The following is a 10,727-nucleotide window of genomic DNA, read 5'->3' on the forward strand; positions in this document are numbered from 1 at the left end:
TTTTGAATCCGGTTTCTGTATCAATTGAGAACATTACCCCGGAAGTGGCTAGGTCCGATCGCACCATTTTTTGTACGCCAATAGATAGGGCTACATCAAAATGATCGAAACCTTGGAGGCTACGGTAAGAAATAGCGCGATCGGTGAATAGGGAGGCGAAACATTTGCGGGTCGCTTCTAAAATTCCCTTGATACCGTGAATATTTAAATAGGTTTCCTGTTGTCCCGCAAAGCTGGCTGATGGGAGATCTTCAGCGGTGGCTGACGATCGCACTGCTACATCTGTTTCATTACCATATAGGTCGCACAGTTGTTTATAGGCTATGGCGATCGCCTGTTCAAGATCGGGGGGTAACAAGGTATTAACAATTAGCGATCGGGCTTCTTTCCCCCGCTGGCGCAGGTTTTTAATATCTTCAATATCCAGACCAGCCAATAACCATCGCAACTCACTTTCCAAACCGCCATATTCAATAAAATAGCGATAGGCTTCGGCGGTGATCGCAAAACCCTGGGGAACATTAATTCCCCGCAATTCCAGTTGTTGAATCATCTCCCCTAGGGAAGCATTTTTACCACCCACTAGGGGAAGGTCAGCAAGTCGCACATCTTCAAACCATAAAATCAGAGTTTTGTTTTGCTTAATCTGGGCTTTTTTATTGGCAAATAGTTTTAACATGGGCTGAAACACTCCAAATTAAAGTGGCCGTCATCAAGTTGGCGGCTTCCGGTTTATCAAATTTAATCAGAAACAAATGAAGGACGGGATGGAAACCCTTAATCCTCCTGGGTTACGAGTTTTAGGCAGTTATTGAAAATGGTTTTTACCTTGATCCCCAATTTTATGCGGTCACAGAAAACCGGTTTTCAGGGATTTCTTATCTAGGTGAACGATTAAACGTTATTTTTTTGGTGGCTACTTTTATTATATGTCTTTTCTCATAAAACGACATCTCCTGATCACCCTCAGCCATAGTTACCAGACTAAAATTATGGTGAATTGTCTGGAATATAGGTTATTCTTAAAAAAGATTAAGCGGATCAGGAGCTTAAAATGAAAGTTAAGAAATATTACGAATCCGTTGCCCCCTATGGACGGGAACAGTGCGCTGAGATCATTTGTCCCATTCAGTTTTTAATGGATATCATTGGTAGCAAATGGTCAGTCCAAATTTTGCGGGAGTTATTCCGAGGCGACATGAGAACCCATGAATTGATTGAAGCCTTACCAGGTATCAGCACAAAGACCCTGACTATCCGATTGAGAGAGTTAGAAAAGTATGGCTTATTAATCCGTACCGTTTACCCAGAAATCCCTCCCCATGTGGAATATTCTCTAACTGCTAAAGGTCGGGAACTAAAACCTGTAATTTTGGCCATGAAACAAGTGGGGGAACAGTGGCTACACCAGGAAAGTTGTATATGTGCTTTGGAATTGAGCGGCTAGAAAAATCCGATGATTTTTGATACAATTCTGGAAGAGTTGGTAAAGTGCGATCGCTTTTCCATGATGCCAGCCCTCAATAGCCCCCTTTTGTACAAAAATCGAGTCTGCTGTGACTGATAATCCTCGCCAATTAGCTTTTGTCACCCTCCGAGACATTCAACGACGGGGCGCATTTGCTGATCTAGTTTTAGATGAAAAGTTGCGTCAGGCTGATCTCAAAGATGCCGATCGCCGCCTGGGAACAGAATTAGTTTACGGTTGTACCCGACGCAGGCGAACCCTCGATGCAATTATTGATCGCCTAGCCAAAAAACCCGCCCACCAACAGCCGCCAGATCTGAGAATTATTCTGCATTTAGGATTATATCAACTCTCCTTTAGCACGAATATTCCCCCGTCGGCGGCGGTGAATACCACTGTAGACCTAACCAAAGTCAACCACTTATCAGGTTTAGGCGGGTTTGTTAATGGTCTCCTACGTCAGTATTTGCGCCTGTTGGAGGCGGGAAATTCCCTCGAGTCAATTTTGCAGTTACCGGAAAATCCCGTTTCTCGGCTGGGTATTCTCCACAGTTTCCCCGACTCGATGATCAAATTCTGGTTGGAGGAGTTGGGGGAGTCTCAAACTGAACAACTCTGTGACTGGTTTAATCAGTCCCCTAGTTTAGATTTAAGGATTAACCCCCTCTCGACTACGTTGGAAACGGTGGAAACAGCCTTTCAACAACGGGAAATCATCGGATCGCCTATTCCCAAACTTCCCCAGGGTTGGCGATTATCTTATGGTGTGGGGGCGATCGCCAATTTACCGGGATATGATCAAGGTTGGTGGACGGTTCAGGACGCATCCGCCCAACTGGTAGGATATGTGGTAGATCCTCAGCCTGGGGAAATTATAATTGATGCCTGCGCCGCCCCCGGCGGAAAAACTACCCATATCGCAGAACTGATGGGGGATAATGGTAAAATTATTGCTATTGATCGCTCCCCGGGACGGCTAAAACCTTTACAACAGAATATTAAGCGCCTCAAGTTGCGATCGATTCAGGTGGAAGTGGGAGATAGTCGTCATTTTCCACAATATAATAATACAGCCGATCGCGTACTATTAGATGCACCTTGTTCTGGTGGTGGGACCTTGCATCGGCGGTCTGATGCGCGTTGGCGACAAACTCCCGATCAGATTCGGCAATTGTCTCAACTTCAGGCAGAATTATTAGAGATGGTCAGTCATTGGGTGAAGCCGGGAGGGGTGTTAGTTTATGCCACTTGTACTTTACACCCCCAGGAAAATGAATGGGCGATCGCATCTTTTTTAAGTCGTCATCCCACCTGGCGTGTAGAGGTTCCTAATATAGATCTTCCGGTGGAACCGACTAAGGAAGGTTGGCTGAAAATATGGCCCCATCGTCACCAAATGGATGGATTTTTTATAGCTAAACTTAGGCACTTATGTTCTACTACTACGGCCGAAAAAAGCAAATAGCAAAGCATTATCCTTCTCCTAATTTTGAGGCGATCGTGGAACCTTTTGCCGGTTCGGCAGCTTATTCATTGTACCGAGAAAACTGGCAAAAAGATGTTTTTTTAGTAGAAAAGATGAGAGCGTCTCCGAGATTTGGAAATGGTTAATTGAAGAAGCAACGCCCCAAGTAATCAACAATTTACCTGACTTAGAAATCGGCGAAAAGAGTTCCGAATTTCTTCATATTATTCATGCAGCCACGAAAATGGCATTTCACTATAAAACTATTAAAGTGACTGCGGTTCTAGCTAGAAATTGGCAGATTAGCAAAAGATATATGTGCGAAAACTTATTTAAGATTAAGCACTGGAAGATTATCTGTGGAGATTATACATTAGCCCCCGATATAGAAGCAACTTGGTTTATTGACCCACCCTATAAAGACGCTTCTGGGGAAGGTTATCGCTATGGAAGTAAACTCATTGATTATCAAAAACTAGCCACATGGTCTAAGAATAGGAAGGGAGAAGTTATATTTTGTGAAGGTCATTGTGGTGATTATCTACCGTTCAAGCCATTGCTATACTTAAAAGGTGTAGCCGGAAAAACTAGCAAGGAAATGATCTACTATCGTTCCGATAGTGACCCTCAGCTTTTAGCTAAATCGAAAATTTCATAATCATCTGATAAACCTGTTTATATAGATAGTCATCAATTAAGGCTACCCAACCTGCTGCCATTTTCTGTTTACCACTTACTTTCATCCCCGTTACTTTAGTGTTTCTACCTCGTGTCCCACTAATATTTCCCCAATCATCTTGAGTCAGATTATTAGCATAAAAGATAGCCGTAACTTTGGGATAGTTAAAATCCTTTTCATTGAGGACAAAATCCCAAACTAATCCCAATAACTCTTTTACTTCTTGATGATGAGCTTGCCAGGTAATTCCCTCTAAAGCATTGATTCTTGGTTGTCCGGCTCTGAGATTTGCACCTTTAGTTATATTTCCAATAGTACACTTCACCTCTAAACCCACAGGATAATTACGCAATTCTTCCTCCGGCGAGTTTTCACTTCCCTTGGGGATAAGATCGGGATGTCCTTTCTATATGGGGTTAACGATCGCTTCTGTTACTTCGGCTATAGACTGGCAAAACATGGAACCAACAATCGAACTTGTAGTTTTATAATCAATATTTTTATAAACAGCCGCCGGAATAGTTTCTAGGAATTGATTTGTTTGGGACAGTGCTGAATCTATATGTCTAGCATTGACTTCAAATCCCCCCAAAATATGGAAATTAGGATTAATAATGTATGTCATATAATGCTCGTTCAACTTCAGCTATCAAAACACTAGCAGTAGTGTTTAGAGATTGGGAAATCCGAAACAAGACAGACAAAGTGGGTGATTTTAAACCACGTTCTATCTGGCTGACATAGGTACGATGTATACCTGCTCTGTCCGCGAGTTCTTCTTGGGAAATCTTTGCTAGTGTTCTGTACTTAATCAGAACTTGACCTAAAGCCTTGTTAATCTCTGTCATACTGAAATTATGTCAGCTACAGATACCCTGAGTCTACAGACAATAGTATTCAAATCAGTGCGATCGCCCAATAGCAGATCAGTATGAGGACTGAACCCAACAATATTAGTGGATGGATCTTAGAGAGTGTCAAGGATCGAGATAAAATAGGTGTAAAGTCCAAAAAATACCTGATATGCACTTGATTCTATGTCATACCACAGCAGATTTTGACTCCTTGGGGGCGGCGGTAGGTTTAACTTGCCTGTATCCAGGTAGTAGAATAGTGCTGACGGGGGGATCTCATCCAGCCGTGCGGGATTTTTTGGCTTTGTATCGAGATGAGTTTCCATTGATTGAAAGGCGATCGGTTAATCCTGACCGGATCTGTAAATTGTCGGTGGTGGATACCCAAAATCGCGATCGCTTAGGGAAAGCAGCCGAATGGTTAGACTTACCGAATTTGGAAATCCGGTTGTATGACCATCACCCTCACCTAAAATTAGATATCCCCGCTACCTGGACTCAAATTGAAGCGGTGGGGGCGACTACTACTTTGATTGTAGAGCATTTGCGAGCCATGGCTAACCCTGTGGTTCCCCGACCAGCAGAAGCCACAGTCATGGCTTTAGGTATTCATGTGGATACCGGATCGCTAACCTTTGACCATTCTACTCCACGGGATGCGATCGCCTTAGCTTGGTTAATGGAACAAAATCTCAGTTTATCTGCGATCACCGAATATGTAGAACCCGGCTTATCCCCTACCCTACAGGACTTATTAACCACAGCTTTAGAAACTCTACATCAATCAACTGTCAAAGGTCACACCATATCCTGGGTATTATTGGAAACTGATGATTATGTACCAGGTCTGTCTAGTTTAACCTCCGAATTATTAGACCTGACCGAAAGCGATGGATTATTACTAGCTAATCAATATCGAGTCCGTAGTGGTGGGGAGAAACGATTAACTATTATTGGGCGATCGCGCATTGATCAAACCGACCTCAACCGTCTATTTCATCCCCTCGGTGGTGGTGGTCATCCCCGCGCCGCTTCCGTCACTTTACGAGATGTCGATCCGCAGTCTACCTTAGAAACTCTGGTAACTAATTTTAAGGCACAAATTCCCCCATCACCTACCGCTAGGGAATTAATGTCTTCCCCAGTACGCACTATTCGCCCCGAAACCAGCGTCGGGGAGGCTCACCGTATACTACTACGTTATGGTCATTCAGGGCTATCTGTTTTGGACGATAACCATCAACTGGTGGGGATTATCTCCCGTCGTGATATCGATATCGCCTTACATCATGGTTTCAACCATTCGCCAGTTAAAGGTTATATGACTCCCCAACTGCGGACAATTACCCCGGATACTTCACTACCGGAAATTGAGTCAATTATGGTAACTTATGATATTGGTCGGTTACCCGTTTTAGAGAATGGCAATTTAGTCGGAATTGTCACCCGCACCGATGTTTTAAGGTTACTTTATCAACAGCATTGTCTACCCAAACCTACCCCCCGCCGAGGTTGTATTCCCGGTTCTACTTGTAGTACCGTTGATGAACTTTTACAAGAACGTTTAGCCCCCGAACTTTGGCAAATTTTAGCCAAAATTGCCGAACTTAGTCAACAGCGAGGTTGGCAAATTTATCTAGTCGGTGGGGGAGTGCGAGATTTATTGTTAGCTGAATCTACCGACAATCTATTATTACATGATATTGATTTGGTGGTTGATGGTTGCTATCACAATTCTACCAATAATATCTCAGATGAGGCAACTATGACCATTTCTCCCGCTGTGGAGCTAGCGCGATCGCTACAAGAATATTACCCACAAGCGCGACTAGAAGTGCATGGTCAATTTCAAACCGCCGCCTTATTGTGGCATAATCACCCCGTTTTAAACTCCCTTTGGATTGATATTGCTACTGCTAGAACCGAGTTTTATCCCTATCCGGCGGCTAACCCGGAAGTCGAAGCAAGTTCTATTCGTCAAGACCTCTACCGTCGCGATTTTACTATTAATGCTTTAGCTTTGAGATTAAACGAACCTAACTCCGGGGAATTATTAGACTTTTTTGGGGGGGTTAAAGATTTGGAATTACGAGAAATTAGGGTATTGCATCCTCATAGTTTTATTGAGGATCCTACCCGCATTTATCGCGCCGTCAGATTTGCCGTGAGACTGGGTTTTAGTCTGGAACATCACACTAAAGAATATGTCGATTATGCCATTAATAGTGGTATTTATGACCGCCAACGACAACAACGCAATTCTGCCAAAATTCCGGCTTTGGAAGCTAGGCTAAAAAGTGAGTTAAAATATATCCTGCAAGCCCCCTATTGGCAACCAGCTTTACATTTATTAGGGGAGTTAAAAGCCCTGCGCTGTATTCATCCTACTTTGGAGTTAAATCAGCTTCTCTGGCGGCAAATTAGAACCGTAGACCGCTGTTTAAAACGGTTTGACCCTAACCACACTCTCGCCCATTGGCAAATTCGCCTCGATGTGTTAATCGCCGCTTTGTCTCCCGAATATCGCCGGGAAGTTGCCGATATTTTTCAGTTTAATTCTCAGCAAGTAGACCGTTTATTAAACTTGGAAAATGCTCAAACTCGAGTGGCGGATTTATTGCCAAATTGTCAGCAGCCTAGCGATTATTTTCGGGTGTTTGAACCCTACGATTTGCCCATGTTGATTTTAATTGCTTCCCATTCGCCTCGGTGGGTGAGAAAGCAAATTTGGAGATATTTAAATCATTGGTGGAATGCTAAACCTATTCTCAATGGTAATGATTTGAAAAAGTTGGGATATAAACCTGGACCCAAATTTCAAGTTATGTTAAATGACTTGCTAAATGCTACCTTAGATGGTATAATATCGGATACTGTGGAGGCGACAAAATTTATCAGCGATCGCTATCCCCATTCCCGCAGTTTACCCCGTGAAACTCAGTCGTAATTATCACTAATGTTCATTGCTCAAAGCATCAATAACTTGCCGCGAACAATGAACAATAATAATAAATTACCGCGTTGGCTAATCAACCCTCTCCAATTGCCAGAGGATTTGATTGCCTTCCCGTCTAACCCGGGAAACTTCCCAATTTCGCCACGCCCAGTTATCGCCGCGACTGGTGACCGCACTAGCGTTAATATCCATTAAATCAGCAAGTTCTGAACTACTGATCAAATAGCCTTTACTAGCAATTTCGTCGGCAATATGCAGGGTTTCTATGAGATTCCTAAGTTGATTGACTCGAAATTCCCGGGGTAAACTCTCATTGGACTCGTTGATTGGCTCAGTCATAGCAAAATTTGATACAGCAAGATTAGAGTCTATCACAAGAAATTGTATCTTGAGATTTGGCAATCGGTCAGTTATCTTTGAAACAATTGCCAAAAATTCAGTTGAAATTTGGGAAAAATCCCCAATTTCAGCCTGGTGGACTAACTCTCACGGTGATGCCCGATAACGGCCCTAGGCTGAACAATAACAGTGAACTGTTCACCCTTTCACTGTTCTAATGGATTGACCACAGACCCCATAAATAATATAGTGCCACTGTCCAACTCTCTAATTATAAACATAAATGGTCGATTAATATGAATGCGATCGCGGATGGAACTTCTACTTCCGACGATTACCCCAGTGGCGGCTGATGCTTCTGTGCCTTTTTCATCGACATTGACAAAGGCTTGATGCACCACATCATATAAAAAAAATGGTTTTTCGGAACTGATACCAGAAAAATCAGCAGTTTCCGTAAAAGCTGATTCCATACCCATATAACTGAGGGTTGACTTGAGATTAAACGATGAGCTAAAATTAAACTTGGGTAGCCATATTTCTAGGTTCACATATTCCAGCCTGTGCAGCCAGTTTTGGAAATTGGCGATCGTCATATTTTGTGCGAAAGTCGGCAGGTCAGTTCCTTCCGCCGGTAGCAGAATTATCATTGATAAATTGCCATCCGAATAGGGAAGTTCAATTATCTGAACTTCCGGTAAACTATGATAACTAATAGATACATTAGGATGGTGCATCATCGGCACCGAAATAGTTTCTCCTGATGGTAAATTAAAGATGCCATCTTGAGTATATTTCTCGGGAAAAGGTGATAACCAGTCTCCCGAAAAATAAACGGCATTGGTCAGAATCAGTCGGGTTAATCTATCTAAAATTCCCGGTGGGATTAGGTCAGTAATTTTGTGGTTAGTTTCTTGGCTTACCCAATCATTAATAATTTGGCGGGATTTTTCATGATCCCCCATAAAATCCACTTGATTTAACTGTGCATTATAATGATTTTTGGTAATTTGTAAAAAAGGTTCCTGAAACCTATAGCCAGACTGTCCCCACAGACGATTAACTAAGTATAGTTGGGAAGAGTTGCGGCTTTTAATATCATTAAGCAGACTGGTAAATTCCGGGTATAAACTACCAGGAGGCTGAGGGAAATGGAAAACCTGGGATATTTGGATAGCCGTTTGATTTCGTGACCCTTCATAGGTCATAGCCATAGCAGTAGAAAGGCTATAGGGTGAGAAAAATAAATTCCCTGATATTTCCCTTTGAAGTTGGTTGTATAGGTCGATAGCAAATTGGTTATTTTGATTCACGATCGCATTATTATCTACACGAGCAATCTGATATGAGTTAGACTCTGAACTATTGCCAACAGCCTGGGTTATGACTGGTAAACCTACACCCCACAGTAATAGCAGGGAAGCCAATAGGGAACCATTCCGCCGACCCCAAGCTGAAAATTTAGACATTATATGACTAAGTACCATGTTAATTGTTCCATCGTTGACTATTTCCAAATTTACTCATTCCGATTATCACCCAGTTCTTGAAAGTTTGAATAAGTAAGCCCTCTCAGTAGTAAGGTTAAGATCAGGGCGGGTTGATAATTGTTGGTCAAGCTGACCGGATCACCCGACCCTCCCGACAATGATTAATAATTGCCTCCCCTCAACCCAAACCCCACCAGTTAATTATGATTTCAAGGCAGCTAAAACCTGATCATGAATCAATCCACTGCTGACCACTATACCCCGATTGTCTACCATTTTAATGCTAGAAGCAAAATCCAGGGGTTTCCCGTGCATATCTGTGACGCGACCTCCGGCTTCTTCAACGACGATCGCCCCCGCAGCATGATCCCAAATATTTTCCTGGTAATTAGGGTATTTAGGGGAAGGAAGACGCAGATATAAAGCCGCTTGTCCTGATGCTACAACGCCATATTTAGCTTGGGAGTCCATCCGCACCGAGGGGGCGGTAATTCCCGCAGCTTGGGCGATCGCATTTTGGCGAGACTGATCACCGTGGGCGGCTTCCACGCTTTCCACAAAGCGCATATTTTGGGTATTTTCAGCTTTCACCACCTGAATAGGCGTAAATTTTCCCGTAGAAAAGGGCATTTTCATCGACCCTTCCCCCCGCACAGCCACAAACAACATTCCGGGAGTATCTCCATCAATTGCATAAGCCGGACACCCCATAATTCCTAGTTTAACCTCCCCGTTTTCAATTAGGGCTAGTGCGATCGCATATTGGTCTTTTCGCAAAAACCCCTTAGTGCCATCAATGGGATCCAGAGTCCAGAATCGCTTTCCTACACTGCCATTACCATGATCAATCCAGGTAGTTACTTGCTCCGGGGTGGCATCGGGTATAATACTCCTAACATAGTCTGTGACTTTCTCTAGGTTGTTCCCCATTTCCGGGGTTTTCAGGGTAGTAGCATCTTCTTCTCCCACTATCGGATCATCCGGGAAGGCTTCTGAGATAGCTTTACAGATAATCGCCTGGGAACCAAAATCGGCAACGGTTACGGGGCTTTTATCCCCTTTTTCCATAGCCGGGGGAATGGCTTGTCTGACCTGTTCGCACAGGCGAGAGGCGGCGAGTACCGCATCAATAGCGACTTGTTTTTCGCGATCGTAGGGCATAAAAACTCCTGGGAATATAATTAGTTGAGATTTTGTCCTTAAATAGCTTTACACTTGGTCTATCAGTCGTCAAGTTTCTGGGAAATCACCTCCCGGAAATTTTCACCCCCTCACAGACCATCTTTACTGGTATCATTTCAACTCTCAGGAACAGAGGTGATGATTATGCACCAATTACCATGGTGATTTCACGGATTCTGCTGTAAAATAAATTATGTCTTAATCACGGTGATTTTCCCGGCAAAAAATACATGGGGCTATCGCCCTACTAAAAAGCCAGGCAATTCTCATCCCCAAATCCGATTAAGTCTCAAG

The 10,727-nt window shown here is 43.3% G+C and carries 12 protein-coding genes; 5 read left to right on the forward strand and 7 right to left on the reverse strand.

Annotation, left to right across the window (positions count from 1 at the left end; genetic code table 11):
• On the reverse strand, positions 1-679 hold a 679-nt coding region (locus P5683_RS19325; RefSeq protein ID WP_315640907.1), incomplete at its 3' end, for a PEP/pyruvate-binding domain-containing protein.
• 375 nt (positions 680-1,054) lie between these two features.
• Here P5683_RS19325 and P5683_RS19330 point away from each other — a divergent pair.
• From P5683_RS19330 to P5683_RS19345, 4 genes are all read left to right on the forward strand, one after another.
• Entirely contained in the window at positions 1,055-1,447 is a 393-nt protein-coding gene (locus tag P5683_RS19330; protein ID WP_006624488.1) for a helix-turn-helix domain-containing protein, read from the forward strand.
• A gap of 109 nt (positions 1,448-1,556) precedes the next feature.
• Entirely contained in the window at positions 1,557-2,933 is a 1,377-nt protein-coding gene (locus tag P5683_RS19335; RefSeq protein WP_006624487.1) for a 16S rRNA (cytosine(967)-C(5))-methyltransferase, read from the forward strand.
• Positions 2,900-3,079, forward strand: coding sequence for a hypothetical protein (locus P5683_RS19340; protein ID WP_006668736.1), 180 nt, complete (start codon positions 2,900-2,902; stop codon positions 3,077-3,079). The genes P5683_RS19335 and P5683_RS19340 overlap by 34 nt, the downstream gene beginning before the upstream one ends.
• A gap of 98 nt (positions 3,080-3,177) precedes the next feature.
• Complete coding sequence (locus P5683_RS19345; protein ID WP_006624486.1) at positions 3,178-3,591, forward strand: hypothetical protein; 414 nt, start codon at positions 3,178-3,180, stop codon at positions 3,589-3,591.
• On the opposite strand, the gene P5683_RS19350 is transcribed toward P5683_RS19345, so the two are convergent.
• From P5683_RS19350 to P5683_RS19360, 3 genes are read right to left on the reverse strand one after another with little or no spacing between them, the layout of a single operon-like run.
• On the reverse strand, positions 3,572-3,964 hold the full coding sequence (locus P5683_RS19350) for a hypothetical protein (protein ID WP_006624485.1): 393 nt from the start codon (positions 3,962-3,964) through the stop codon (positions 3,572-3,574). The genes P5683_RS19345 and P5683_RS19350 overlap by 20 nt on opposite strands.
• A 54-nt stretch (positions 3,965-4,018) precedes the next feature.
• On the reverse strand, positions 4,019-4,237 hold the full coding sequence (locus P5683_RS19355; RefSeq protein ID WP_006624484.1) for a hypothetical protein: 219 nt from the start codon (positions 4,235-4,237) through the stop codon (positions 4,019-4,021).
• Positions 4,221-4,460, reverse strand: coding sequence for a helix-turn-helix domain-containing protein (locus P5683_RS19360; protein ID WP_006624483.1), 240 nt, complete (start codon positions 4,458-4,460; stop codon positions 4,221-4,223). Before P5683_RS19360 ends, P5683_RS19355 begins: the two co-directional genes overlap by 17 nt.
• A 175-nt stretch (positions 4,461-4,635) precedes the next feature.
• On the opposite strand from P5683_RS19360, the gene P5683_RS19365 reads away from it, so the two are divergent.
• Positions 4,636-7,413 (forward strand): CBS domain-containing protein, encoded by a 2,778-nt coding sequence (locus P5683_RS19365; protein WP_006624482.1) that lies wholly within the window; start codon positions 4,636-4,638, stop codon positions 7,411-7,413.
• 78 nt (positions 7,414-7,491) lie between these two features.
• Here P5683_RS19365 and P5683_RS19370 read toward each other — a convergent pair whose 3' ends face one another.
• The 3 genes from P5683_RS19370 to P5683_RS19380 all read right to left on the reverse strand — a co-directional run bounded on the left by P5683_RS19370 (position 7,492) and on the right by P5683_RS19380 (position 10,412).
• Positions 7,492-7,761 (reverse strand): hypothetical protein, encoded by a 270-nt coding sequence (locus tag P5683_RS19370; RefSeq protein ID WP_006619157.1) that lies wholly within the window; start codon positions 7,759-7,761, stop codon positions 7,492-7,494.
• Between the two features lie 206 nt (positions 7,762-7,967).
• Positions 7,968-9,230 carry a serpin family protein gene (locus P5683_RS19375; protein WP_006624480.1) on the reverse strand — a complete coding sequence of 421 codons (1,263 nt, stop codon included), beginning with the start codon at positions 9,228-9,230 and terminating at the stop codon, positions 7,968-7,970.
• A gap of 222 nt (positions 9,231-9,452) precedes the next feature.
• On the reverse strand, positions 9,453-10,412 hold the full coding sequence (locus P5683_RS19380) for a 3'(2'),5'-bisphosphate nucleotidase (protein ID WP_006624479.1): 960 nt from the start codon (positions 10,410-10,412) through the stop codon (positions 9,453-9,455).
• Between the last annotated feature and the right edge of the window lie 315 nt (positions 10,413-10,727).

The sequence above is a fragment of the Limnospira sp. PMC 1279.21 genome (assembly GCF_032349615.1).
GTDB classification, from domain to species: domain Bacteria; phylum Cyanobacteriota; class Cyanobacteriia; order Cyanobacteriales; family Microcoleaceae; genus Limnospira; species Limnospira fusiformis.

Bases quoted from the DNA above. Each gene is read 5' to 3' on its own strand.
- P5683_RS19355 (WP_006624484.1), bottom strand. From the start codon at position 4,237: ATGACATACATTATTAATCCTAATTTCCATATTTTGGGGGGATTTGAA.
- P5683_RS19375 (WP_006624480.1), bottom strand. From the start codon at position 9,230: ATGTCTAAATTTTCAGCTTGGGGTCGGCGGAATGGTTCCCTATTGGCT.
- P5683_RS19340 (WP_006668736.1), top strand. From the start codon at position 2,900: ATGTTCTACTACTACGGCCGAAAAAAGCAAATAGCAAAGCATTATCCT.
- P5683_RS19330 (WP_006624488.1), top strand. From the start codon at position 1,055: ATGAAAGTTAAGAAATATTACGAATCCGTTGCCCCCTATGGACGGGAA.
- P5683_RS19360 (WP_006624483.1), bottom strand. From the start codon at position 4,460: ATGACAGAGATTAACAAGGCTTTAGGTCAAGTTCTGATTAAGTACAGA.
- P5683_RS19370 (WP_006619157.1), bottom strand. From the start codon at position 7,761: ATGACTGAGCCAATCAACGAGTCCAATGAGAGTTTACCCCGGGAATTT.
- P5683_RS19365 (WP_006624482.1), top strand. From the start codon at position 4,636: ATGCACTTGATTCTATGTCATACCACAGCAGATTTTGACTCCTTGGGG.
- P5683_RS19380 (WP_006624479.1), bottom strand. From the start codon at position 10,412: ATGCCCTACGATCGCGAAAAACAAGTCGCTATTGATGCGGTACTCGCC.
- P5683_RS19345 (WP_006624486.1), top strand. From the start codon at position 3,178: ATGGCATTTCACTATAAAACTATTAAAGTGACTGCGGTTCTAGCTAGA.